The 26,974-nt window shown below is 68.8% G+C and carries 13 protein-coding genes; 7 read left to right on the forward strand and 6 right to left on the reverse strand.

Going from position 1 to position 26,974, the window contains the following annotated elements; translation table 11 throughout:
* The first annotated feature begins 41 nt into the window (after positions 1 to 41).
* The 6 genes from V9K99_RS00735 (at position 42) to V9K99_RS00760 (ending at position 8,323) form a co-directional block, all read left to right on the forward strand.
* Positions 42 to 716: a response regulator transcription factor gene (locus tag V9K99_RS00735; RefSeq protein WP_337008045.1), complete on the forward strand. Its 675-nt coding sequence runs from the start codon at positions 42 to 44 to the stop codon at positions 714 to 716.
* Positions 713 to 1,960: a sensor histidine kinase gene (locus V9K99_RS00740; protein ID WP_337008043.1), complete on the forward strand. Its 1,248-nt coding sequence runs from the start codon at positions 713 to 715 to the stop codon at positions 1,958 to 1,960. Before V9K99_RS00735 ends, V9K99_RS00740 begins: the two co-directional genes overlap by 4 nt.
* A gap of 93 nt (positions 1,961 to 2,053) precedes the next feature.
* Positions 2,054 to 3,016 carry an AAA family ATPase gene (locus V9K99_RS00745; RefSeq protein WP_337008041.1) on the forward strand — a complete coding sequence of 321 codons (963 nt, stop codon included), beginning with the start codon at positions 2,054 to 2,056 and terminating at the stop codon, positions 3,014 to 3,016.
* Between the two features lie 15 nt (positions 3,017 to 3,031).
* Entirely contained in the window at positions 3,032 to 5,074 is a 2,043-nt protein-coding gene (locus tag V9K99_RS00750) for a fibronectin type III domain-containing protein (RefSeq protein WP_337008039.1), read from the forward strand.
* Positions 5,075 to 5,078: 4 nt separating this feature from the next.
* Complete coding sequence (locus V9K99_RS00755; RefSeq protein WP_337008037.1) at positions 5,079 to 6,215, forward strand: DUF58 domain-containing protein; 1,137 nt, start codon at positions 5,079 to 5,081, stop codon at positions 6,213 to 6,215.
* Entirely contained in the window at positions 6,212 to 8,323 is a 2,112-nt protein-coding gene (locus V9K99_RS00760) for a transglutaminase family protein (protein ID WP_337008035.1), read from the forward strand. The genes V9K99_RS00755 and V9K99_RS00760 overlap by 4 nt, the downstream gene beginning before the upstream one ends.
* Here V9K99_RS00760 and V9K99_RS00765 read toward each other — a convergent pair.
* The gene (locus V9K99_RS00765; RefSeq protein ID WP_337323614.1) at positions 8,313 to 9,053 is read right to left on the reverse strand and encodes a winged helix-turn-helix transcriptional regulator; all 741 of its coding nucleotides are present in this window, start codon (positions 9,051 to 9,053) and stop codon (positions 8,313 to 8,315) included. The two genes, V9K99_RS00760 and V9K99_RS00765, sit on opposite strands and share 11 nt — an antisense overlap.
* Here V9K99_RS00765 and V9K99_RS00770 point away from each other — a divergent pair.
* On the forward strand, positions 9,052 to 9,690 hold the full coding sequence (locus tag V9K99_RS00770) for a hypothetical protein (protein ID WP_337008031.1): 639 nt from the start codon (positions 9,052 to 9,054) through the stop codon (positions 9,688 to 9,690). The two genes, V9K99_RS00765 and V9K99_RS00770, sit on opposite strands and share 2 nt — an antisense overlap.
* Before the next feature lie 120 nt (positions 9,691 to 9,810).
* On the opposite strand, the gene V9K99_RS00775 is transcribed toward V9K99_RS00770, so the two are convergent.
* From V9K99_RS00775 to V9K99_RS00795, 5 genes are all read right to left on the reverse strand, one after another.
* Entirely contained in the window at positions 9,811 to 10,005 is a 195-nt protein-coding gene (locus tag V9K99_RS00775; RefSeq protein WP_337008029.1) for a hypothetical protein, read from the reverse strand.
* A 172-nt stretch (positions 10,006 to 10,177) separates the two neighbouring features.
* Positions 10,178 to 11,905: a malto-oligosyltrehalose trehalohydrolase gene (gene treZ / locus V9K99_RS00780; RefSeq protein ID WP_337008027.1), complete on the reverse strand. Its 1,728-nt coding sequence runs from the start codon at positions 11,903 to 11,905 to the stop codon at positions 10,178 to 10,180.
* On the reverse strand, positions 11,906 to 14,311 hold the full coding sequence (treY, locus tag V9K99_RS00785) for a malto-oligosyltrehalose synthase (RefSeq protein WP_337008025.1): 2,406 nt from the start codon (positions 14,309 to 14,311) through the stop codon (positions 11,906 to 11,908).
* Positions 14,308 to 16,422, reverse strand: coding sequence for a glycogen debranching protein GlgX (gene glgX, locus V9K99_RS00790; RefSeq protein WP_337008024.1), 2,115 nt, complete (start codon positions 16,420 to 16,422; stop codon positions 14,308 to 14,310). The genes treY and glgX overlap by 4 nt, the downstream gene beginning before the upstream one ends.
* A gap of 116 nt (positions 16,423 to 16,538) precedes the next feature.
* Positions 16,539 to 26,939: a calcium-binding protein gene (locus tag V9K99_RS00795; protein WP_337003250.1), complete on the reverse strand. Its 10,401-nt coding sequence runs from the start codon at positions 26,937 to 26,939 to the stop codon at positions 16,539 to 16,541.
* Between the last annotated feature and the right edge of the window lie 35 nt (positions 26,940 to 26,974).

The following is a 26,974-nucleotide window of genomic DNA, read 5'->3' on the forward strand; positions in this document are numbered from 1 at the left end:
CCGTGTCGACGATGACATTTCGATGACACGCGAGGGTGACCGTGCGCGTACTGGTGGTAGAGGACGACGAGGACCTGCAGGTGGCGGTGGCCGCCGCGCTGCGGTCGGCAGCGCTCGCCGTGGACCTCGCGGGCACCATCGCGGCCGCGGACGAGGAACTGTGGGTGAACTCGTACGACTGCGTCGTGTTCGACCGGATGCTGCCGGACGGCGACTCGATCGGCTACGTCCGCGCCCGGCGGCAGGACGGCTGGGCGGTGCCGGTGCTGTTCCTGACCGCCCGGGACTCGCTGACCGACCGGGTGGACGGGTTCGAGCACGGCGGCGACGACTACCTGGTCAAGCCGTTCGCGGTGGCCGAGATGACCGCTAGGGTGCTCAGCCTGTGCCGTCGCGCGGGCACCGGCCGCCCGCCGGTCCTGCGGTACGCCGATGTCGAGCTGGACACGGGTCGCCGCGAGGTCCGCCGGGCCGGCGTGCTGCTGACCCTGACAGCGAAGGAGTTCTCCGTGCTGGAGTACCTGATGGTCCGGCCCGAGCAGGCCGTCTCCCGGACCGATCTGATCGAGCACTGCTGGGACTCGAACGCGGACCCGCGGGCGAACGTCGTCGACGTGACCATCAAGCGGCTGCGCGGCAAGTTGCGCGGTCCGGAACTGATCCAGGCGGTCCGCGGGCAGGGCTACCGGCTGACCAGCGCGGGCGTCGCCGGATGAGGGGTCCCTCCGCCGAGCGGTTGCGCCGGTTGCGCTGGTGGCTGACCGTGCTGTTCACCGTGACGAACACGGTCGGCCTGATCATCCTCGCGCCGATCATCATCACGCTGGACTCCGGGCGCCGTACGACGGACATCGACAACCAGCTCAACGTCGTCACCGCGCCGGTGCTGCGGCTGATCAAGGAGGACGCGAGCACAGTCAGCTTCCCCAGTCTCAGCAGCGATCCGCTGAACAACAAGTGCCCGCAGTTCGAGATCGTGCTGGGCAAGGCCGATCGGTACAAGAGCGCGCTGGACTGTACGCCGGTCGACCGCGCGGTCCTGGACGACCTGGCGAACCAGGCGATGGCCGGCGCGGGGAAGAGTCTGCTCGCCGACAGCAAGGCATCGAACGGTCACCGGATCCGGGTGGCGGTCGAGCCGTTCATCGGTCAGGACAAGCGGGTCGGCGGCGCCGTACTGGCGTGGACGGACACCGAGGATCAGCTGGATGGACACCAGCGGCTCGTGTGGGCGGTCCTCGGGGTGTGCGCGATCCTGATCGGCGCCGCGGCACTGGCCGGGTACTGGTTATCCGGTCGCGCTCTCCGGCCCGCGATGGCAGCTCTCGAACAGCAGGAGACTTTGCTCGCCGAGACCGCCCACGACCTGCGGACGCCGGTCGCCGCGCTGCGGGCGCTGGCCGAGGCGGCGGCCCAGGACCCCAGCCAACGGGCCGAGTTGCTGCCCCGGACGGTTCGGCTCGCCGGGCGGATGGGCGACATCATCGAAGGCCTGCTCGTCCGGGCCCGGCTGGCTTCCGGGGTGGAACAGCTGGCCGTGCAGCCGGTGTGGCTCGACCAGCTCGTCGGTGGCCTGGTCGAGGACCTGCCGACCGACGGCGCCCGGATCCAGCTGGTGACCGCGCCGACCATGGTGCGCGGCGATCCGACCCTGCTGCAGCGGGCCATCGGCAACCTGCTGGACAACGCCATGCGGCACGGCCGGGCTCCGGGCGCCGACCAGGCTGTCGTCACCGTCACGGTCGCCGACGGTCGCGTCATCGTGGCCGACCAAGGCCCCGGGATCGACCCCGCGGTCGGCGAGGAGCTGTTCGAGCGCTACACCAGCGGCGGCGGGTCGTTCGGACTCGGCCTGCCGATCGTCCGCTGGGTCGCGCTCGCCCACGGTGGCGATCTGAAGGTCTACAACGCCGACGAGGGCGGCGCGATCTTCGAATTCCGGTTGCCTACCTCGGAGTAAGAATCCAGCCTGGACCAGTTCTGGACGGCGGATGGACCTGGGCTGAGTAGGGTCACTCAGTGCAGTCCGGCGTACACCTGGGGAGAGCTATCGATGAGTGCCACCATTCCGCCTGGCGAGGCTTATCGGCTGGTCGCGGACAACCTGGCGAAGGTCATTCACGGCAAGCCGGAGGTGATCCGGCTGGCGTTGACCGCACTGTTCGCCGAGGGGCACCTGCTGATCGAGGACGTGCCCGGCCTGGGCAAGACCACGTTGGCGCGGTGTATCGCCCGCAGTATCGACGCGACCTGGAACCGGATCCAGTTCACCCCCGACCTGCTGCCCGGTGACATCACCGGCGTGATGGTCTACCACCAGGGCAACGAGACGTTCGAGTTCCACCCGGGCGGCATCTTCGCCAACGTGGTGGTCGCCGACGAGATCAACCGCGGTACGCCGAAGACGCAGTCCGCCCTGCTCGAGGTGATGGCCGAGCGCCGGGTCACGGTCGACTCGAACACCCGCGCCGTACCGGACCCGTTCCTGGTCATCGGCACCCAGAACCCGATCGAGATGGAAGGCACCTACCGGCTGCCGGAGGCGCAGCTGGACCGGTTCCTGATGCGGATCGAGATCGGCTACCCCGACCACGACGCCGAGGTCCGGATCGTGCTCGGCGACACCGGCCGAGTCGGCCCGGACTCGCTCAGCCCGGTGATCGACGTACCCGCGCTGCGGAACGCGATCGCGGCGGTCCGGTCGGTCCACGTCGACCCGGCGATCAGCTCGTACGCGGTCAAGCTCGCGGCGGCGACGCGGGAGCACACAGCCGTCCGGTACGGCGCCAGTCCGCGCGGCAGCATCGCGTTGGTCCGGGCCGCCCGTGCGTTCGCCGCGACGGACGGGCGCGCGTTCACGACGCCGGACGACGTGAAGCAGGTAGCGCAGCCGGTCCTCGCACACCGGCTTGTCCTGACCCCCGATGCCGAGCTGAGCCAGCGGCCACCTTCGTCCGTGGTGGACGAGGTGCTGGCCGCGACCCCGGCCCCGACCGCCGGCGCGAGCGTCGGCTGACCAGGGAGGCCAAGGATGAAATCGATCTTCCGCCGCACACCTGCCCCGACTGATGAGGAGGCCGCCACGCCGGGTCGCCAGGCGTGGCGCTCGCGGGCGGCGCTGGCCGGCGTGGTCGCGGTCTGCATGGCGGCGACGACGCTGGCCGTGACCGGGGCGGGCGCCGACTCGGCCGGGATGAAGTTCGTCCAGTCCGGTCACCTGATCTACAACAGCACCCTCGGCACCGTCTTCCACATCGACGGCGGCACCAAGAACGTCGACGGGCAGGTCGAGGTCGGCGAGCGCGGTGACGGCGTACGGACCGTGCAGACCGACACCCAGGGCTTCATGCTGGCGCGCGGGACCATCACGGAATTCGGCAAGTCCGACCTGAAGGTCGCGGAGCCGCGGCCGGCCCCGTCGGACGAGCAGCCGACCGCACTCGAAGCACCGGGCGCGGCATTCGCCGTCTACCGGGGAGCCGGTGCGATCAGCCGGCTGGGCACCGATCCGGTGACGATCACCGGACTCGGCGGACTCGGCCAGCCGGTCTCCACCTCCGACGGGACGCTCTGGGTCCACCGCCTGAACAATCGCGAACTCTGCCAGCTGCCCACCCAGGCGGATCGGCTCTCCTGCCCGGCCGAACTGACCAGTGGACACACCGGCGCGCTCACCGTGGTCAACGACCAGGTCGTGTTCGTCGACACCACCGCGGGTGAACTGCGAACGGTCAGCTCCGACGGCTTCGGCCGCACCTTGCCGATCCCCAGCGCGCGGCTCACGCCGGAGTCGATCATCGCGCCGTACGACGTGAACGGCCGGATCGCGATCGTGGATCCGGCGAAGAACGAACTCCAGCTGGTCGATGCCGCTCTCTCCGGCGACCGTGCACCCGCGGAACCCGTCGTACAGAAGCTGCGCAAGGGCACGTACAAGCAGATCGCGTCGTCCGGCAACGGTCTGGCGCTGATCGACGAGTCGCAGAACAAGCTCGTCACGCTGGACGCCGAGGGCCGGGAGAAGGCCGAGCCGCGACCGATCCCGCGGTCGCAGAAAGCCAAGCCTGGCAAGGGCGAGAAGCCGGAGCTGTTCCGCGGTGCGGACAAGCGGCTGTACGTCGACGGCGAGGCCGGGGAGCGCGTGATGGTCGTCGAGGACGACGGCGAGGTGACCGAGGTCGAGGCGCGCGATCCGGGCGAGAAGGGCGACGGCAAGCGGGTGCCGTCCACCAATCCGACCACGCCGCCTCCGTCGACTCCCCCCTCGACGCCGCCGTCCACGAAGCCGACGCAGACCGCGCCGCCGCGGACCGGTGAGCCGGAGACGACCGAGGGACCGGGCGAGGGTGAGAACAAGCCCGCCCGACCGCGCCGGACCGAGCCGCCTGAGACGACTGAGCCGCCGAAGACCAACAAGCCGAAGCCACGCGAGACCACCAGGAAGCCGTCGCCGAAACCGAAACCCAAGCCGGTGAAGGCCAGTCCGGCCGCCGCACCGCCCGGGCTGAGCGCATCCGTGTCCGACAGCGCGGTGACGTTGACCTGGCGGCAGCCGAATCTCAACGGTGGCACGTTGACCGGCTACAGCGTCGTCCTGAACGGCGACCCCGAGTCGACCTCGGCCCGCCGGTACACCTGGAGTGGCCTGACGAACGGTACGGCGTACACCTTCCAGGTCCGCGCGGTCACTCGCGGAACCGACGGCAGGACGCTGATCGGCGTGGCCGCGACGATCACGGCGACGCCGCAGGGCGACGGCCGGCTGAGGATCGCGCCGGGCGAGCTCGCCGACGACAAGGGACCGGACTCCGACTGCCCGGACGGCACCCTGGACGACTGTCGGTACATCCAGATCACGGCCTCCGGCCTCGAGCCGAACACCGAGTACACGTTCCGCGCGTACGCCGGCGGCCGGGAGATCCACGAGGGCGGCTACCCCCTCACCACTGACGACGAGGGCAACCTCAGTACAAAGAAGTTCCACAACTCGCGCGTCGGCCAGCGGGTCTACGTGACCGCGACGGGTCCGGGTGGGCCGTACAAGTCGAACACGATCACCTGGCCTAGCGGGTGACGGGATGCGGCTGACGGGGCGTGGGGTCGCGGTACTGGTCGGATCGGTGGCGGCGTACGTGCTGGGTGAGGTCGCCGGGTACGCCGTCTTCCGCGCACTCGGTGGGATCGGACTGGGCGCGCTGATCGCAGCCGCCGTACTGACTGTGCGGCAGCCGCAGGTCACGGTGCAGCGGGTGTTGTCACCCGATCGGGTCGAGCGCGGCCGGCCGGCGCTGGCCACCCTGCGGGTTCGGAACGAAGGCACTCGGTGGCAGGCGTCGTTCGCGGCGCACGACTCGGCCGGTCCGGAGCGGCAGGAGGTCCGGATCCAGCGGCTCGGTCCGGATAGTGAGGCGACGTACCGCTACGAGCTGCCGACCTCGCGGCGCGGCAAGATCGCGGTCGGGCCGTTGACCCTGGAGCGGCGCGATCCGCTCGGCCTGGCGCGGAACAGCAAGGCCACCGGCGAGGTCGCGACGCTATGGGTGCACCCGAAGCGGCACCCGACCAAGACGGTCGTGGCAGGCCGGCCGCGGCACCACCACATCGGGCGGACCGCGGACGACTCGCTGCGCGGTTCAGCGGATCTGCGGGATGTCCGGCCGTACGTCGTCGGCGATGAGGTGCGCCACCTGCACTGGAAGGCGACCGCGCGGACCGGGCAGCTGATGGTCCGCGACTATGCCGATCCCGACCAGCCCCGGCTGACCGTCCTGCTCGACACCCGGCGCGAACCGTTGTCTCCGGCAACCTTCGAAGAGGCGACCGAGGTGGCGGCGTCGATCCTTTTCGCCGCCTCGACCGCGGGCCACCGGTGCCGCCTGGTCACCACCGCCGGCGCCGACACCGCCGCACCCGGCGGCGCGGTCGCCTCCCGGCTGTTCCTCGACGAGTTATGCGTGGTCGGGCAACGCGACGACCGCTCCGGATTGTTGCCTCCAGCCCTGACCACCGGTACGTCGGCCGGCGGCGCGATCGTGGTCGTCACCGGCGTCCGTGGTTCGGCCGCCGAGCTGGCTCCACTGCTCAGCCGCTACTCCTCCGTCACCGTCCTCGGCCTTGGTGAGGCGCAAGGCGTCGCACCGATCCTCGGCGCCCAGGTCATCCTCGCCGGCACCGCACCCTCGGCCCTCCAGCAGTGGACGGCGGTGATCCAGTGAACAGACGACGGACGATCGCGGTGCTGGCCGCCGTACTCGTCGGCGGGCTGTGTTTCGGCCCGGTCTTCGGAGTTGGCAATCTATGGCTTCCGGTGACTGCGGTGTGTGTGGTCGCCTACCTGGCCACGGAAGCCTGCCGGCAGTGGCCAGGGTTGTCGGCCTGGCGTCCGTTGCTCGTGGTCGCGGGCGGTCTGCTGGCGATCGTCGAAACGGTGCTTAGGGCAACGACCGCCGTCGGGCTGCCGACCGTGGCGTCGGTCCGGGCACTTGGACGCGGAATGACCGCGTGGCACCAGACGCTGGAGTCGACCTGGCCGGCCCGGCCCGATCCGGAGCTGGTCGTCTTCATCCCGCTGCTGACGCTAGTGGCCTGCCTGTTGGCCATCGAGTTGCTCGATCGCGCGCCTCCGCTGATCGCGCTGCTTCCCGCGGTGGCGGTCCTGGGCGTCAGTCAGCTCTACATCGCCGCCACCGGGCTGACCGCCGTACTGATCGCTGCCGGCTACTGCTTGATCGTTATCGCTCTGCTGCTCCCAGACACCATGGAGTACCGCCGTCTCGCGCCCTGGGCTGCGACCGCGGCTGTGACCGCGGCCGCGATCGTCTTCGGGCTGGTCGCGGGCGCGATCGATCCAGCGGGGCGTACGCCGTACTCGCTGCAGAAGGTGCAGGCGGCGACTGTGCAGGGCACGCGGTGGCCCAGTCCTCTCGACGAGCTCGGTAGCCGGCTCAGTTCGAAGGGCACGGACAAGGACAAGGTGGTGTTCCGGTACGAGGCGTCGGAGCCGGTCGATCGCTGGCGGCTGGTCGCGCTGGACAACTTCGACGGCGCCAACTGGACCACGGACCACCCGCTCCTGCGGATGGGATCCGAGCTCACACCCGGTCCCGAGGTCCAGGTCGACACTACGACCCAGCGTGCGTCCATCCAGCTCGACGACCTGGACGGGCCGTGGCTGCCGGGCCAGTTGCTACCGGCAACCGTCGGCGGGGTGACCGAGCCCAAGGTCGAGCCGATCGGCAGCACCCTGCTGGCGCCAGAGCGGCCCGATCACTACGTGCTGACCTGGGCGGAGCCGACCAAGGTCGATGCGGCGTACCTGCTCGATGCGGGGATCGACGCGGATGCTCCCGGCGGACTGGGCGACCTCGGTCCGGTGCCGGAGAAGGTCTCCGAGCTCAACCCCCTGCAGGGCAAACGCGCGACCTTCGCCACCGCGCTCGCGTTGGAGAAGTACATGCGCGACAACTACGAGCCGGCCCCCGCCGGCGGTCAACTGCCGACCGGTCACAGTTGGCCGCAGCTGAGCGAGTTCCTCCTCGGGCAGCGACCCGGGACGAGCGAGCAGTTCGCCGCCGGGTACGTCGCTCTGGCCCGGCTCAGCGGTATCCCGGCCCGGCTCGTGGTCGGGTTCCGCGCCCCCGCCGAACCCGACGCGGACGGCCTCTACACAGTCCGCGACAGCGACGCCTACGCCTGGCCCGAGGTCGCGGTCGAAGGACTCGGCTGGTGGCCCCTCGACCCGACCGCACAAGCCGCAACCGGCAAGACCTCCCTCTCCGCCTCGACCGCCAAGATCACCGAACAGGCCCGGGCCGCGGTCCCCCCGGTCAACCAGATCGAAGACCCCGAGGCCCCACCCTCGACCGACAACGGCGGTTCCGCGCGAAGCTGGTCCGGCTTCCGCGTCCCGGTGCTGTGGATCTTCCTTACCTCGGCGGGATTGCTGCTGGTGTGGCTGACCGGCGTACCGCTGCTGAAGCACATCCGCGCCCTGCGCCGCAGACGTCGTACCGGCAGTCAGTCAGTGGTCGGCGCCTGGGCCGAGGCCCGCGACCGCCTACGCGCGCACGGCGTCCCAGTGACCGCGGGCATGACGGTCCGGGATCTCGTCGACGCCGCCGACGACCTACCCGACACCAGGCCCGGCCTCACAACCATCGCCACCGCCGTCGACCACGCACTCTGGTCAGGTACGACGACCTCCCCCGAACTCAGCCATCAAGCCTGGTCCGGCGTCCGAGCCCTCCGCCGGGCTCTCCGCACCCGCCCCTGGCCTGACCGCCTCCAAGCCTCGCTCGAACTCCGCACCCTGTTCACTCGCTAGCCTCGCGTGTGTCAGTTGATGCGGCCGGGTGACGCAGCACGTCGATCAGGGCCCGCGCGGAATCGTGGTCGCCCTCGACCTCCATACCGCCCGCGGCCAGAGCCTTCTCTACACCGAGCCGGCCGCGCACGAGCGACCACAGGACTGCGGTAGTCATCCGGACGCTGACATCGGGATTGGTGCACTCGCCCCACTCGATCGCGAGCCGCCCGTCGTTCACGGTGACGGTTACGGGCTGCTCGTCGACCCACATCTCCCACACTCCGCTGTCCGCGGTCGGGGAGGGATCGATCAGACATGACATCAGAACACGACCAAGGACGAGATCCTCCGGATCGCTCGGTTCCTCCATCCGGCTCCAGCCGAATCGGCCGAGGGCGAGCAGGACAGGCAAGACCTCACGCCCATCCGCGGTCAGTTCATAGACGCGGCGCGAGGCGGGTGGCGGCAGTTCTCGCACTGCGATCAGCTCGGCAGACTCCAGGTGGCGGAGTCGGGTAGTGAGCACATCCGGCGGGATGCCCCGGAGGCCACGCTGCAGATCGGTGTACCGCCGGGGGCCGAGCATCAAGTCGCGCACGATCAGCAGCGTCCACCGGTCGCCGAGCACATCGAGCGCGGTTGCGATGGGGCAGACCTGCGCGTAAGGGCGAACCCGAGGACTCACTTTGATAAGCCTTCCATCTACATTGTTTTTCATAGTAGCATCATCATCGGAGGTGTTGCACATGGACGTGCGTCCGAGCGAACAGCAGTCGTCATTGCGTCCGCTGGCAGCCGCCGCGGCGGCCTGGATCTTGGCCGTGGGCGCATTGGCCCTCGCCGGCGGATTCACCACGGAGGACAGGATCCCCGTCGGATTGATCGTCGCGGCGGTGAGCCCTCCGCTCGCGTTCGGCGTCGCCTGGTGTGCGGCACCAGCCGTTCGTCGATGGGCTGCCGGACTTGACCTGAGGATCCTGGTCGCCCTGCAGCTGTGGCGGGTGATCGGCGCGGCGTTCCTGTTCGTGCTTGCGACAGGTGAGGTGTCGGGCACTTTCGCCTGGCCGGCGGGGATAGGTGACATCGCGACAGGCATCGCGGCTATGGCCGTGCTGTCGGCCTTGCTCAAGGGTTCGCTGACGCGCGGCCGGCTGCTCGCGTTCAGCGCGCTGGGCTTCGGCGATTTCATTGTCGCGTTCGTCGTCGCCGGCGCCGTCTCTCCCGAAAGCGTGGCGGACTTCCCGCTCGCGCTCTTTCCCGCCGCGGCCATACCCTGCTTCGCGGTCTTACACGTGCTGGCGCTGATCCAGGTCCGCCGTCTGCCCGTCCGTGTGGTCAGTCACTCGCCAGCCGTCGGCGGACCAGCCGGAAATCGCGGTGTGTGAGGTCGGTTCGGCGGAGTGCGGGCGTGCCGCAGCGGCCGTCGGGTTCCGGCTCGACGGCCGCTGGGGTGCCTTTCGGTGACTGTGTGGTGACCTGGTCTGGCGGGCCCTGCCACCGGATTGTCAGCCGAGGACGGCCTTCTTCTCGTGCTCTCGTGCGGCCGGATGCCGTTCGCGTGGCTGCTCGTGCAGTGCGTGGTCGGTCGTTCGTGGTGCCGGGCATACCGGGCCACGGCGGATCGGACCGCCACCCAGCCTCCGGCTCTTCCACTGCTTCTCTTCGTAGTCGTAGTAAGTGTCGACGCCTCCGACTGTCATCTATGTCCTCCCGTCAACCCCCGCGACCCCTGCTGGCGGATTCCACAGTCCGTCACGAGTGGCCTATGACACAAGCAATTCCGGAAAAACCCATTCCCGAACACAATCGAACGCCGTCTTGTGTGCGGTTTGACGTCAAATATGCGCCAAAGCCGTTAAATGCTTGACGTTCTCAGATTACGAAGATGCCCACTCCGTGCCCGGCCACCCGGACACCGTCGGTCACAGGATCCGCCGTACCGAAGGCCATCACCTGGTACGACGGGACGCCGTCGACCGGCACCACGGCCTCGTCGGCGCCCAGATTCACCACGATCCGGAAGCGCCTGCGGCTGACCACGAGCCATTCACCATCGACGTCATAGTCGATCGCGACCGAGCCCAACCGGTCGTCGCGGAGATCCGGGGTCCGGGCGCGGAGGGCGAGCAGGTCGCGGTACCAGGCGAGCAGTTCGTGGTGCGGCGACTCGTCGAGCTCGGTCCAGTCGAGCACGGAACTGCGCCAGGTCTCCGGATCCTGCGGGTCCGGGATCTCCTCGGCGTCCCAGCCGTGCGCCGCGAACTCCCGCCGGCGGCCGGTCCGGACGGCCTCGGCCAGCTCGGGCTCGTCATGGTCGGTGAAGTAGCGCCACGGGGTCGAGGCGCCCCACTCCTCGCCCATGAAGAGCATCGGCGTGTACGGCGAGGTGAGCACGAGCGCAGCGCCGATCGCGAGCTGGCCGGAGGTCAGCGCGGGCCGGTCACCCAACGCGCGGTTACCGACCTGGTCGTGGTTCGAGGTGTAGGCGAGGAACTCGCCACCGCGGTGCCGGACCGGGTCGACCGGCCGTCCCCAGTCCTTGCCGCGGAAGGTCGAGTACGACCCGTCGTGCAGGAACACCTGGGTCAGCGTCTTGGCGAACACCCCGGGCTCACCGAAGTCCACGTAGTACCCGGCCAGCTCACCGGTCAGCAGCGTGTGCAGCGCATGGTGGAAGTCATCACTCCACTGCGCCGTCATCCCCATCCCACCTTCGGACACCGGCTCGACCATGCGCGGGTCGTTGAGGTCCGATTCGGCCACCAGCCCGAGCGGTCGCCCGAGCTGTGCAGACAGGTCCGCGGTCTCCGACGACAACTGAGCCAGCAGGTGCGTCGGACTGTCGTCAGCCAGTGCATGTACGGCGTCCAGTCGCAAGGCGTCGAGGTGGAACGACCGGAACCACCGCAGCGCGTTGTCGCAGATCCACCGGCGTACCTCGGTGCTACCGGTGTCGTCGAGGTTGACCGCCGGTCCCCAAGGGGTGGTGTGCTTACCGGTGAAGTACGGACCAAAGGAGCCAAGCCGGTTCCCACTCGGTCCGAGGTGGTTGTAGACGACGTCGAGGCAGACAGCCAGCCCCACCTCGTGGCAGCGATTCACGAACCACTGCAGCGCTTCCGGCCCGCCGTACGGCTCGTGGACGGCGTATAGGTGCACACCGTCGTACCCCCAGCCGTGCCGCCCTGGGAAGGCCGCCACCGGCATGAGCGACACCACCTGCACGCCGAGGCTGACCAGGTAGTCCAGGTGGCCGGCCGCGGCGTCCAGCGTTCCTTCCGGGGTGAACGTGCCGATGTGCAGCTCGTAGAACACCGAGCCCCGCACATCCCGCCCAGCCCAGTCGCCGTCCGTCCAGCTGAAGCGGCCCTCGTCGAAGACCCTGCTGAACCCGTGTACGCCGTCCGGCTGCCATGCACTCCGCGGATCCGGCAGTGGTTCGCTGCCGTCGACGGTGAACGCGTAGTCGGTGCCATGGCGGGCCTCGACCACGTCCCGCTGCCACCACCCGTCACCCGCCCAGCGCATGGGCAGGGTGCCGTCACGCAGGACTAGGTCCACGGACGATGCGGATGGCGCCCAAACGCGGAAGGTGTGCATTCAGCTCCTTACGAGCAGAGCCACCGGGAGGTCCTCCAGCAGCTCGTGGATCCGGGCTGCTCCACTACCCACGACCCGGCCGGTCAACACGTTCTTCCACTCACCACTCGGCAGCACCACCGTGCTCTCGCCCCAGCCGCCGAGTCGATGCAGAGCGGCCGGGAGACGAGTGGCAACCGTGATGACCGCGTCGCCGCGGGCGAAGGCGACCGCATGTCCGTTGGACGTCGGCAATGGGGTGTAGGAACCGGTGAAGGCGTCTGGGTACTGTCTGCGGATGCGGAGTGCCCTGGACGTGACGAGTAGCTTCTCGTCGGCAAGGTTGTCCGGTTTGGCGCCGTCGTCGAGCCGCTGCAGGCGGTCCATCCGGTGCTGGTAGTCCACCGGCCGCCGGTTGTCCGGGTCCACCAGCGACAGGTCGACCAGCTCCGTGCCCTGGTACACATCCGGTACGCCGGGCATCGTCAGCTGCACCAGCTTCTGCCCGAGCGTGGCCGCCCTGACGAACTCAGTCTGTCTCGACGCAAAGCGCCGTACCGACTCCAACAGGTCTGAATCGGCCAGGACCGCGGTGGCGAAGGCTGCGACGGCCTGTTCGTACTCCTCGTCCGGAGAGGTCCAGGTGGTACGGCGCTTGGCCTCGCGGATCGCCTTGAGGAGATAGGCCTGCAGACGGTCTTCAGCCAGCGGACCGTCGTCCCAGGTGCCGAAGAGCGTCTGCCAGAACAGGTACTCGGTGCTGCCGTCCAGCAACGGACTCCGGTGGTCCTCCGACAGCCGGCGCCACTCCCGGACCGCCTCCGCCCACGCAGCAGACTGCTCGGACAGCACACCGAGCCGGGCCCGCACGTCCTCGGACCGCTTGGTGTCGTGGGTGGACAGCGTGGTCATCGTCTTCGGCCAGTGCTGGTTCAACCGGGCCGCGAACGCGTGGAACTCCTCCGGCGTCACACCGAAGTGCTCCGGATCCCCACCGACCTCGTTCAGCGATGAGAGCCGGAACCACCGGTAGAACGCGGTGTCCTCGACCCCCTTGGCCATCACCGGCCCACATGTCTGCTGGAACCGGATGATCAGCTCGTGCCGCGCGTGCTCGTCGATCCTGCTCGCCGTACCGGTCTCCCGGCCGAGCAGCAGGTGCAGTACGACGTCCAGCGTCTCCTGCCGATCCTCGTCCAGCTTCTCCCGGGCTCGCGCAGCCGCATTCTCCAGAGCGGCGACAGCTGTCGCCGAAGGCTGCTCTCCCGGTACGACGTACGCCCGGTAGCGGTCGAAGTGGACGAGCAGCTCAACGACCACCTCGTGGAACGCACGACGAGTGTGGTCACGCAGCCGTACGTCGTCCTGGCAGATGCGGGCCAGCAACTCCACCAGCCGGTGCACCTCGGCGTACTGCCCGTGCTTCACGACCTCTCGCTTCGCCTCCTCCACCACCGGACTGAAGTCAGCTGGCTCACCGGTCAGCTCGGAGTGGAAGGCCGCCAGCGGTGCAGCACCAGCTGGGTCGACGAAGAGGCCGCCGACACGCAGTAGAGCGTCGTACCCGGTAGTGCCGGCGCAGGGCCAGTCCCGTGGGAGCTCCTCGTCGCCTTCGAGGATCTTCTCCACCACGACCCACGCACCACCGGTCCGCTCGGCCAAACGGCGCAGATAGCCACGTGGATCGGCCAGACCGTCCGGGTGGTCGATGCGGAAGCCGTTGAGCTTGCCCTCATGCAGCAACGAGAGCAGCAGCTCGTGAGTGGCCTCGAAGACCTCCTGCGTCTCCACCCGGACCGCGGCGAGCGTGTCGACGTCGAAGAAGCGCCGGTAGTTCAGCTCCTCGTCAGCGACCCGCCAGTGCGCCAGGCGGTACCACTGCTCGGTCACCAACTCCGCGATCGGCAGGTTCTCTGTCCCCGGCCGCAGCGGGTACTCGTGCTCGTAGTACCGCAGTACGTCGCCATCCACCGACAGTTCGTCATCCGCCAGCACCTTGCCGATGCGCTGACCCAGCACCGCCATCAGCAACGGCTGGTTCCCCGAACCCCAGTCGACGTCGAACCACTCCGCGTACGGCGACCCCGGCCCGTCCCGCAGCACCGACCACAGCGCCTTGTTGAGCCGAGCCGGCGTCGGCACCGCCACATGATTCGGTACGACGTCCGACACCGCACCCATCAAGTGGTCGGCCAGCCGTGCGGCCAACCGGTCGAACGCGGGACGACCCCCGGCCGGCTCGGACAGCCGGCTGTGGTCCACCACGTCGTACCCGTGCGTGGAACCGGGCGCGGCCTGGAGGATCGGGGACAGGTACGCGTGGGAGATCCCGAGGCTGTGCAGGTACGGAACGACCTCGGCAGCGTCGTCGAACCCGAATCCGGCGTGCAGTTGCAGCCGGTACGTCGCCTGTGGGACCGAGTTCATCCGGCCTGCCTCAAGCGGGTCAGGACCAGCGTGCTGCGAGCCTCGAGCCGGATCGTGCTGCCCGCTGCATGTGGTTCCTCAACGCCACCGCCTTTGGCCGACGTCGTGTCCACGACCACTGTCCAGTTCTCGCCGTACTCCTTGGGCGGGAGCAGGAAGTCCAGTGCCTCGTGATTGCTGTTCAGCAGGATCAGGAACGAGTCGTCCACGACCGGCTCACCCCGCGGGTCCGGCTCGGAGATGGCGTCACCGTTGAGGAACACCGCGATCGCCCGGGCGTCATCGCGGGTCCAGTCGCCGTTCTGCATCTCGGTGCCCTTCGGCGTGAACCAGACCAGGTCACCGAGCCCGTCCACGCCGGTGTCGCCGTGGAAGAAGCGGCGCCGGCGCAGCACCGGGTGGTTGTTCCGCAGCTTGACCAGGGCGCGGGTGAACTCGAGCAGGTCCTTCTGCGGGTCGGTGAGCTTCCAGTCGACCCAGGCGATCTCGTTGTCCTGGCAGTAGACGTTGTTGTTGCCGCTCTGCGTCCGGCCGAGCTCGTCGCCGTGGGCGATCATCGGCACGCCTTGCGAGATCAGCAGCGTGGTGAGCAGGTTGCGCTGCTGCCGGGCCCGCAGCTTGAGCACCTCCTGGTCGTCGGTCGCACCCTCGACCCCGCAGTTCCAGGACCGGTTGTGGCTCTCGCCGTCCTTGCCGCCCTCGCCGTTCGCCTCGTTGTGCTTGCCGTTGTAGGAGACCAGGTCGCGCAGGGTGAAGCCGTCGTGGGCGGTGATGAAGTTGATGCTGGCCAGCGGGCGGCGGCTGTCGTCCTGGTACAGGTCCGACGAGCCGGTCAGCCGGGACGCGAACTCGGCCATCGTGTACCTCTCGCCGCGCCAGAAGTCCCGCACGGTGTCGCGGTACTTCCCGTTCCACTCCGTCCACAGCGGCGGGAAGTTGCCCACCTGGTAGCCGCCGTCGCCGACGTCCCACGGCTCGGCGATCAGCTTCACCTGGCTCACCACCGGGTCCTGCTGGACCAGGTCGAAGAAGGCCGACAGCCGGTCGACCTCGTGGAACTGACGGGCCAGGGTGGCCGCGAGGTCGAACCGGAACCCGTCAACCCGCATCTCTGTGACCCAGTAGCGCAGCGAGTCCATGATGAGCTGCAGCACGTGCGGGTGCCGCATCAGCAGGCTGTTCCCGGTGCCGGTGGTGTCGTAGTAGTGCGACTTGTCCTGGTCCACCAGCCGGTAGTACGCCGCGTTGTCGATGCCCTTGAACGACAGCGTCGGGCCGAACTCGTTGCCCTCGGCGGTGTGGTTGTAGACGACGTCGAGGATCACCTCGATATCCGCCTCGTGCAGCGCCTTCACCATCGTCTTGAACTCGGTCACCTGCTGCCCGAGGGTGCCGCCGGCGGCGTAGTCGTTGTGCGGCGCGAAGAAGCCGATGGTGTTGTAGCCCCAGTAGTTCGTCAGGCCGCGCTGCTGCAGGTGCCCGTCCTGGGCGAACTGGTGGATCGGCATCAGCTCGAGCGCGGACACGCCGAGCTCCTTGAGGTGCTCGATGATCGCGGGGTGCCCGATCCCGGCGTACGTGCCACGGATCTCCTCCGGCAGCGCCGGGTGGGTCTTGGTCAGACCCTTCACGTGCGCCTCGTAGATGACCGTCTCGTGGTAAGCGTGCTCCGGCGGGCGGTCGTTGCCCCAGTCGAAGAACGGGTTGGTCACCACCGACAGCATGGTGTGTTCGCGGTTGTCCATCGTGTTCAGCTCGTCCGGTTTCGCGAACCGGTAGCTGAACAGCGACTCGTCACCGTCGATCTGGCCGTCGATGGCCTTGGCGTACGGGTCCAGCAACAGCTTGGACGGGTTGCACCGGTGTCCCTCGGCCGGGTTGTACGGCCCGTGCACCCGGAACCCGTACCGCTGTCCCGGCTGCACCGCCGGCAGGTACCCGTGCCAGACGAACCCGTCGACCTCGGTCAGCTGCACCAACTGTTCGGACCCGTCGTCACCGATCAGGGCCAGATCTACTCGCTCAGCAACCTCCGAGAACACCGCGAAGTTCGTCCCGGAGCCGTCGTACGTGGCTCCGAGGGGGTAAGGACGGCCAGGCCATTTCTGCACCTGACGACAGTAGCCACCCCGGGTCCCGGGAGCCGCATGGCGGGGTGTTTTGCTGCGGAGTGTTCACCACGGGTGCGCCGGACCGCGTGTTGTCGCGGTCCGGCGCACCCGTTCGATCAGTCCGAGCAGGCCACCGGGTCGTCGAAGTGACCCGGAGTGGTCGGATACGCCGGTCCGGCCGCGTGACCGTTGAAGTCCGGGTTGTAGGCGAAGGCCAGTTCCCGGTACGCCGACGTACCGCTGGTGGTGACGTCCGTCGCCGAGCGCCCGGCACCCGAGCCCCAGGCCACGTTGGTCAGGAACCCGTGCAGCGCCGGTGAGTGCTGCCGGACGTCGTTGAACCCGCCGTAGGCCGCGTTGCAGTGGGTGTACAGGTTGTACGCCCCGTTCCAGTCGATCAGCCGGTCACCCGGGTTCGGCCCGTTCTCCGCCACGTCGGCCTGCATCACGTCCCGGTCCCAGCCGCCGTAGATCCAGTCCGTGCCCTGGTGATGGTTGTTGTTCGCCAGCGTCGCCGGGTCGGCCGTGTCGTCGTCCTTACCGGTCAGCTGGAACCACAGGCACGGGTCCACCGTCACCCCGTCGGTCGTGACCGGCCAGTCGCCCGGTGCACAGTTGCCGGGGAAGGAACCCCGCGGGTTGAAGTCGAGCAGATCCGACCCGAGCACGTCCCGCTGCGCCGCGTCTTCTTCGCCGACACCGCCGAAGAGGTGGTCGACGAACCGGTCGTTCGTCCCGCGCGCGTCGGGATCGAACGCACCGTCCTTCAGGCAGTCCGGTGCGGCCGCGTCGAGGACCGGGTCGCAGCCCTTGCCGCCCCACAGCACGTCCTCACCGTCCGCGCCGAACACCTGGTCGCCGCCGCTGTCACCGTTGGCGAGGTCGTCGCCGTACCCGGCGTGGATGTTGTCCGCCCCCGAACCACCCCGGAGCCGGTCCCGGCCGCCCTCGGTGATGCCGTCGTGCGGCATCTCGGCCGCGGTCGAGGCACCGATCCACTGGTCGCCGTCGACATCGTGCTCGAGGTCGACCCGCCGGTCGTACGCCGTCCGCCGGAAGCCGACGTACGTCTCGGCCGGTGGCGAGGTCAGCGTGAAGGTGAACTGCGCCGGACTGTCACCGGTATCGAGGTACTGGTTCACCACGCCACCCCGGTCGCCCAGGATCGCGTCCTCGCCGGCCTCACCGAGGACGGTGTCGTCACCGAGCTCGCCGTACAGGTCGTCGTCGTCCTGTCCGCCGAAGATGGTGTCGTTTCCGTCCTGACCCCAGATGCCGTCGTCACCGGCTTCGCCGTACAAGGTGTCGGCGCCGAACGCCCCGGCCACCTCACACGTCGCCTGCGCCTCGGTGCAGAACCGTGTGCTCGGCTCACCCAGGTCCGGGTCGTGGGTCCGGGCCACAGTCGCGTCCGCCGGTGGTATCCCGTTCGGGTAGCGGTCCGCGTACACCCGCTCGGTCGCACCCGTGATGGTCCGCATCAGCGACCCGTTGTCACCCAGTACGACGTCGTCCGCACCGTCGGCCTCGACCGTGTCGCCCGTGTCGCGGAAGCCCTTGGCCGAGCTACCGCCGATCAGGTCGTCCTGACCGTCAGGTGCCGTCGCCCCCTCCAGCAGGGCGGCCGCACTCGCCGTACCGGGCCAGCCCGGGTCTGCGAGCGGTTCGACCGTGGTGAACGGTGAGTCCCCGGCCAGCGAGAGGTCGCCACGCATGACGTCTGCTCCACCGTTGCCCTCGGCGTAGTCGGCGCGGGCACCACCGGAGATGAAGTCACCACCGTCCTGGCCGTACAGGACGTCCACACCGTCACCGCCCGACATCCGGTCCGCACCGAACCGGTCAGCCGGTGGGAGTGCGGCGAGGTCGTAGCGGTTGACGAGCCGCTTGGCCAGGAGACCGTCGCTACCCAGCCGGACCGTTGCCCGGGTTGGCGTCTGCCCGGCAGCCGGTCGCAGTACGACGGCGTTGTCACCGGTGACCACGTCGTCGCCCGGACCACCGAAGATGGCGTCCGCGGTGTCCTGCTGACCCGTCGTACCGCTCAGCGGGGTCGAGCTACCGCCGACGAGGTCGTCGTCGGCCAGATCGCCCTCGATCCAGTCGCTCGCCTGACCGCCTTCGACGTAGTCGTCGTCACCGTCGCCCTTGGCCCGGTCCGCACCTCCTTGGCCGTAGAGCACGTCCTGACCGTCGCCACCCGACATCTGGTCGTTGCCGGACGTGTTCGCCGTCGGAGTCAGACCCAGGTCGAGCAGCGTGACCGTGTGACCGGTGGCGAACCCGCGCTGCCTGGTCACCGGCGTTGTCGCGGCCGGATCCGTCGTCAGCCCGAGGACGGCGTTGTCGCCGGTCATCAGGTCCGGCCCAGCGTCACCGAAGAGCACGTCTCCGGTGTCCGGCCGGCCGATCCCGTCCGCGGCCTGCTGGAACGAGCCACCCGCGATCGCGTCCTCGCCTTCGTTGCCGTGCACAACGTCCGCGGCGTTGTTGCCTTCCAGATGGTCGTTCCCGTCGTTGCCGTTCACCTGGTCCGCACCGAGACCGCCGTACGCCGTGTCGTCGTTCGCGCCGCCGTGGATCCGGTCACCCGATCCGGCCGCCGGGGTGGCGCCGTCCAGGTCGAACGGGATCGCCGGCGGGTCGGCCGGGTTCGCCGGGTCGTCCACAGTGCCGTTGTCGCCGATCAGCCGGTCGTCGCCGAGGTCGCCGTACAGGTCGTCGTCGCCGTTGTCGGTCCGGCCGTCGGCCCGGGTACCGCCGTAGACGAGGTCGTTGCCGACTCCACCGGTCGCCCAGTCCTTGCCGTTGTTGCCCTCGATCACGTCCGCCTCGGTGCCGCCGTACGCGACGTCGTCACCCGCGTTGCCGAACACCTGGTCGAGGCCGGCGTCGCCGTACAGCACGTCGGTCTCGGTCCCACCCCAGAGCTGATCGGCGTCGCCGCCACCGCGCAGGGTGTCCTTGCCCTGCTGGCCGCAGGCAAGGTCGTTGCCTCCGGCAAGCTCTGCCAGGTCGTTCGCGCCGCCTGCGGAGACGGTGTCGATCCCGGCTCCACCGGTGATGCGGTCGTTGCCGTCGCCGGTCCCGGCGTTGGTGCTCTCGTCCACCGGATCCGACGTCACCGGTGCGCCCGGCTTGCAGAGCTCGGCATCGATCCGCTGGTCTCCGAACACCTTGGCCGGACCGTCGCCGCCGATCACGTGGTCGTTGCCCAAACCGCCGACGAGCGTCTTCGGGTTGGACTGCACACCCACGGGCAGCGGCTCCTTGACGACCTGGCGGAGCGGACCGAAGTTCACTCCACCGACCACGTCGGGCTCGGCGGCCGGCGGGTCACTGACCTTGGCCGGTTCGGCGATCACGTAGTCGTCACCGGGACCGCCGTACACCGCGTCGGTGCCGTAGCCGCCGGTCAGGACGTCGTTCTTGCCACCGCCCCGGATCGTCGCGCCCTGGTCGCCCAGTGAGTGACTGGTCACGGTCTCGACCGCGTTGCTTCCCCAGACCTGGTCGTTACCCGTTCCGGTGTCGACGGTGTTGACCGCGGCACCGTCGTCCGGCCCGGCCGCGTCCACCCCGAACTCGCCCTCGGCCGCAGTGAAGATCCGGTCCGCGTTCGAACCGCCGGTGATCCGGTCACTGCCCAGGTCACCGACGATCGTGTTGACGCCGGCCTTCTTCGTACCGTCGGGCCGGTCGGCCGCGACGCCGATCTTGTCGTTCCCGCCGTTGCCCACGGCCTTGTTGGTGCCGAGCCCGAGCCCGATCGTGTCGTCGCCTGCCGGGGCGATCTCGGGCTGTGCCGCCGGGTCCGCGATCGACTCCCAGTCGAACACCGAGGACAGGTTCGACGTACCGCCGCCGTCCTGGGCGTTGTGCGTGACCTGGCGGTTCTTCCGGGCGGTCCCCAGCGAGGAGTCGCCGCCGACCTTGTCGTCGCCGTTGCCGACCGTGATGGTGTCGTCCCCGGCGCCACCCGCGACCATCGCCTTCGACGTCGCACCGCCGGTGTCACCGGTGACGATGATGTCGTTGCCGGCCCGGCCGTCGACGTACGAGAGCCCGCGACCGGTGGTGATCACGTCGTCCTTGGTGCCGCCGATCACGACCGCGTCCTTGTCGTAGATCGCCGGCGTCTTGCCCGCGTTCCCGTCGGTCGTCTTCTTGCCGTCGCCGATGAAGGTGATGTTCATCGGCTTGGCATAGCCCTCGCCGTCGACCACGACCCGCTTCAGGTTCGGGTCGAGGTACTCGCGCCGTTCGCCGAGCATCTCCACCGCGAATCCGTCGAAGTCGCCGTTCTCGCCGGTCGCATCCCCGTCCTTCTGGGCGTAGTGCAGGGAGATGACCTTGACGGTGTCCTTCTCCACCGCCGCGGCCTCGTTGCCCCACGGAGCACCCCGCTGCGCGTTCTTGCCGAACTGTCCGGCGAACACCACCACGGTGTCCCCGACGGTACCGCCGAGCTTGGGTGGCGGCGGTTCGCAGTCCGGTGCCACCGAGAAGTCGAGCAAGGTCACGTCGGCCAGCGTGAAGCTGAACGAGACGGAGAAGATGCTCACGCCGATGGTGATGTAGACCCGCAGGAACAGCGACAGCCGGCCGCTCACGGTGAACAGGCAGAGCGGGTTGTTCAGGGCCGCGTGCAGGAACTCGCTGACCCGGAACTTGCCGTCGTCGTTCGGATCGTTCCAGTAGAACCCGATCGTCAGCCGCAGGCCGCCCTCGATGCCGACCGTGATGATCACCGCGCTGACCGCGGCACCGGCGGCGATCTCACCGGTCAGCTGCACCACCGGGATCGGCGTACCGGCGTCGTCGACGGTCTTGAAGAACAGCCCGTCCATCACGTCGACCGCGTCCACCGGCGCACCGTTCTGCGCCGCCTCGACCGCCTTGCGGATGCCGTAGGTGTCCAGCCCGGCCACGATCCGCAGGCTGACACTCGCCGAGCCTGCCAGCGTGACGAACACCGGCGGCGGCGCGTACACCGGCCCGAAGGCCTGCCGCCAGCTGAACCCGAGGGTCAGCGGACCGGAGTCGAACTCGACCAGCGTGACGTCGCCGCCCATCAGCAGGTTGAACGCCTTGGCCGGCTGCTCGAGGATCGGGAAGCTGAAGCCCGACTTCTCCGCGTCACCCTCCTCCGCGGCCAGTCCGGTGCCGCCGAAGATCGGCTTGCCGGCCGCCTTCGGGTTCTCGTTCTTGGCGTTGAGGTTGCCCTTCACCTCGGTCCCGGACTTCGCGTTCACCGCCTTGTACATCTTGTCCGCGGTGCTCGGTGAGTTGCTCGTGTCGAGCGCCTTGTCACCGGCGATCTCGAAGTCGCCGAGTGGCACGTAACAGTCGTTGTCCACGTCCGGACTGCAACTCGGCAGCCGGTTGATGAACTCGATCACCGACTTGATCGTGTCGACGAAGTCCAGCTTCGGCCCGCCCGCGATCGTGCTGAACGCCTTCGCCAGCGTCATCAGCGTGACGTCGTCACCACCGGCCATCCGGCTCAGGTCGGACAGCACCGGGATCGGCGCGTACAGCGTGTCCATCACCGGCTGCAGCGGCCCGGTGACCCGCTTCATCTCCTTCACCACGTCACCGAGCAGCCCCTCGAAGAAGCTGCCGGCACTGATCCCGACGTCCTTGAAGGCGATGTACGGCGCTCCGGCCGCCTGCGGGGCCTGGTTGTCGAAGGCCCACTTCAGCTGGAAGTTCGCCCGGACTCCTGGGAAGGCGGAGTCCACCTGCGCCTCGACGATCCAGTCCAGCGTGAAGGCACCGGTCAGCGAGACCCCGAAGAGATCACCGCCGCTGCCGAGATCCGCGAACTTGATCTTCGCCGACTCGTTCGGCGTACAGGAGGCCTCGTCGCCCTTGAAGCAGCTGACGTCGCCGGGCGCCTTCAGGTCGACCTGGAACGCACCCGCGAACAACGGCTTGGTGGCGTCATGCCCCTCACCGGTCGCCTTGTCGACATTGATCTTGATGAACGCCAGCTCGGCGACCATCGTGTCCGGCAGGTCGAAGGCGAGCCCGACCTGCAGTTCGGCCATCGCCTTGTTGTCCGGGCCCCAGCCGTCGTGGGTGTTGACGAAGAAGCCGTCGGCCTTGGTCAGTCCCAGCTTGAAGTGCAGCGCGAAGCCGGCGTCGGCGGTGATCCCGTCCGTGCCGTCCTTGCCCTGCCGCAGCGCCAGGCCAGGGATACCGATGTCGAGCGGGATGTTCGTGTGGAAGCACGGTTTCGGCGCACCGGTGCTCTCGCAGCCCTTGGCCGAGCTGACCTTGCCGCGCTGGGCGGTGAACTCGAGGAAGACCCCGCCGATGTCGTTGATCCCGCAGATCTCGAGATCAGGCTCCTGCGTGACCGCGGTGTAGTCGGCGGCGGTGTCCGCACCCTTGTCGTCGTACACGAGGACGTTGCCGACGTCCTTGACCAGCTTGAAGGCCGCGTCGCCCGGCGCCTTCCGCAGTACCTTGTAGCCGGTCGCGTTCGGGACCGAGGCCCAGGTGACGTGGTTGAAGTTGGTGTCGTCGAGAGTGGCCGCGCCCTTGGTGGTCTGGCCGGCATCACTCGGTACGGTGTCGCCGGTTCCTTGATAGGCGACCACCTTGTATTCGTACGTCGCCGTACCGACGTCGGCCGGGTTCTCCGTCACCGTCGGGGCGCCGGCTTTGGCCAACGTGGCGGTGCAGTCGAAGTCGACGGTCACCTCGGTCGCCGCGATCTGGACCTCGGCCAGCGCGGCCGCCAGCTTGGTGTTGATGAAGTCCTTGAACTCCTTGGAGTTCGCCGGGCGCCCGCCACCGGGCAGCTCGTTCCAGATCGAGGACCGCAGCTTCGTCCGCAGGTCGCCGATGAAGTCCGCACCCTGCTGCAGGTCCTCGCCGATCAGCGGCAGCTTGCCCTGGAAGCTCGCCGTCCGGAACGCCTGCTCGACCGCGGCGAGGTAGCCCTCCAGGCCGTCGCCGAAGTTCTTGAAGTCGAGTAACGCGTCGGTCAGCCGCTGACCGAGATCAGCCGGCAGCTCGAGTTCCTTCTTGGCCGCGTCCGGCGCCGGCAGGTTGTCGTCGAGATCGACCAGGTCCGCCGGGTTCGTCGAGTCGGGGACGCGCAGCGCGATCTGACCGATCGGCACCCAGCCGTTGTCCGCACCCGAGTTGTTCAGATAGATCGGCAGGCTGCCACACACCATCAGCGGAGTGTCGAGGGTCTCGCCACAGCTGACCGTGCCGTTGGTGGCGTTGAAGTTCACGCCGACCGCGCCGATGAAGTCGGTGAACGAGACCGGAGTGTCCGCCGCCGCGCCGGACTTGGCCAGCGCGATGCTCAGATCCGCCTTGGCCTGCGCCTTCTCGGCATCCGGCGCACCCGCCGTCGGGTTGCCGAGCGCGATGCTCAGCGGGCCGACGACGCCTTGGACGATGCCGTTCTTCAGCTCTGCCTTGGCACCGACGCTGATGGACGAGTCCTCCAGCACCTTCAGCGCCGCGCCGTCCGCGGGACCGTCGCCGGCCGCCAGCGGGATGACCAGGCCGACCTTGACCCGGCCGTCCACCTGGACCTGCGCGAGACCGGTGGCCTGGGCACCGGCAAAGGTCTGGTCACCGCCATTGAGGTTGCCCAAGGCAAGCTTGATCGGCGACGCCGCGCGGTAGTCGCGCTTCCAGTCGACGTCGAGCACCAGGTTCGGCTTGCCGTCCTTCTCCAGGTAGCGGAACTTCACGCTGTCGGTCCCGAGCCCCTTGTTCAGCAGCTTGACCGCGTCCTGGATGTTGTCCGGCGTGTTCGCCAGCAATTGGTCGGTGACGTCGTCCAGCGCCGACCGCATCATGTACGGCGTACCGTCGGCGGGCTCGGACTCCCAGGGCTTCGTGAGCGTCAGGGTCTTCCCGTCGCCCGAGACGCTTCCCACGATCCCGACCTGGGTGCCGACCACGATCGACCGCCCGACGAGCGCGGTGGTGAACAGGTTGCCCTCGGTGCGGGTGCTGTCGACGACCGTGTTCGGGCCGTAGCCCACCCCCGCGCCCGCGTTCGACTCGTCGCTGACGAGCAGGTCGCGCAGGGACTTGCCGAGGCCGGGGATGTCCTTGTCGAAGACACCGCCGCCGGCCGACGGGTTGGACTCGGCGAGCTGCTTCGACAGCGTCTGCAGGGTCTTGATCAGCGCGGTGAACAGCGCCTTCGGGTCATCCGCGTCGAAATCCAGCTGGAAGATCTCGGCCAGGTCGCTGGTGTCGAGCTGCACCGAGGTTGGGTCGGTCAGATCGCCCCACTTCGCCGTGAGCTTGGTGGTCGCACCGGCCGGCAGGAACTGCGCGGCCTCGGGTACGGCGACGGTCAGATCGCCGTACGCCCGGATGTTCGTGTCGACGTCGAGCAGGTTCTGCGGTGCGTCGACGAGTTGCTTGAACAGCTCGGACAGCCGCAGGTCGTGTTGTGCGTCGCCCTGCTGTTTCAGCCCGACGGTCAGCATGTGGCCGGTCGGCGTACCGGCCGGGCAGGTGTCACCGAGCGAGGAGTTGCAGACCTTCAGCTGGCCGGTCAGGTTCACCTTGAAGAAGCCCGCGTTCGCGCTCAGGTCCACCGCGGTGTCGATCGGGAAGTCGGCGGAGAACAACGAGCCGCCGGTCCGGATCAGCACCCGGTCGGTGTTCAACGGCAGCGACGGTACGACGACATCGAGCGGGCCGTCGTGTTTGGTGAACGGACAAGCCTCGGTGCTGCCGAGAAAACCGATGCAGTCGTTGCCCGTCTTCGCGTCCTGCAGGTCGAGCACCAGGGTGACCGACGCGGCGAAGGACGGCTTCACCTTGGCGAACGTCTGGTCCGCGTTGGCGTTGACGATCCCGTGGCCGCCGGAGTCGATCCGGTTCGCGAACGTCACCGCGCCGACGTGCGGTTCCGCCCCCGCGATCACGTACGGCGAGTTGGTGGCCGGCGTGCCACCGGCCCAGTCCGCCTTGAGGGTGATCGTGCTCGCGTCGTTGCTCGCCACCTCACCGGCGGACGTGCCCGCCACGACCCGGCGGCCGATCCACTGGTTCACGGCCCAGCCCGCACCCGCCACGGTCAGCGTCTTCGCGCCGTACGTCGCGGTCTTGCCGGAGGCCTCGATGCTGACCGGGTCCAGGTCGACCGGGGTGCCCGGGGCGGTCTTCGTCATGCCCACGGTGAGCGCGAGCTTGCTGGTGGCAACGTCCCAGACCAGGTTGCTCAGCGAGATGTCCGAGGCGTTGTCGAGCTCCTTGAGCAGCTCCTGCAACGAGGTGAACGTCGGCTTGCCGGCCTGGGCCGGATCCTGGCCCGCATAGCCGGGATCGGTCGGGCCGGGCACGGTGTGCTTGGCGAGGAAGTCCTTGAGGACCTCGTTGATCTTGATCGCGTCGGCCAGCGTGCCCTTCATGAACGGCAGGTCGAGGTCGCCGACGGTCGGCAGCGGGCCGCCCTGGTCCGGGTCGTACTTGGCCTTCTGGATCGCGGTCAGGGTGGCGACCACCTGGGCCAGGCCCTCGGCGAGGTCCTGCAGGCTCATGTTCTGGAACTTGCCGACGGTGGCGGCCAGATCCGGCGCGGTGACGACCGGCGCACCGGTGCCGATGTCGTTCCAGTCGACCTGCACGGTGGCGCTGATGTCGCTCGGCAGTGCGGCCGGGATCCCGGCCGCGGCCGCGCCGAGCTGGAAGGTCGCGTGCACCGAGCCGCGCGATCCGGCGTCGGTGGCGTCGATCGGCTGAGAACCCTCGGGGTCGAGGCCGACCGTGACGAGGCCGTCGAGGGATCCGGCCTGGGCCAGCTCGCCGTTGCCGCTGAAGAACAGCTTGCCGTCGTTGTCCGGGTCGCTGACCGTGCCGACGAAGTGCGCGTCGACATCGACCGACGAGCCCGTCAGGGAGACGCCGAGGATGCCGATCGCGGCCTTGGCGCTGGCGTTGTCGATGGCGGCGTGTGCGTCGACGTCGAGACGCGGCGTGGTCGCCGAACGCACCAGGTAGACCTTGTCGTCGCCCGTTCCGGTCCACACCAGACTGAGCGCGAGCCGCGACTTCAGTCCGACGGTGATGCCGTCCGAGACGGCCAGCTCGACCTTGGGCGACGCGCTGGTGACCCGGAGGTCCTGGCCGGTCGCGGTCTTGTCGACGGTGGCGACGATGTCGAGCTTCTTACCGGCCCCGAGGTCGCTCACCGCGGTCTTCAGGTGACCCGCCCGGCCGCCGTCGATGGTGATGTCCTTGTCGACCTCGAGATCGCCGAAGTCGACGGCCGACTGGAGTTCGTCGGTCACCGCCTTGCCGAACAGATCGTTGAGCCCGAGCAACCCGCCCGGACTCGCACCGACCAGCGGCAACGGTTCCTTCAGCTTGTCGACGGACGCGAGCCCAGAGGTCCACGCCGCCAGGCTGTCGGGTGCACCCCCGACCCCCAGCATCCCGAGCAGATCATCGACCCCGTCGTCGGCCGCGCGGGCCGGTTGAGCGGTGTAGACGAGCAGGCCGATCAGCAGACTGATGGCCACGGCAACCGAAAGAAGGCGCGACGAAGCAACCCGCA

Source organism: Kribbella sp. CCNWLW201 (assembly GCF_037203805.1).
Lineage (GTDB): Bacteria > Actinomycetota > Actinomycetes > Propionibacteriales > Kribbellaceae > Kribbella.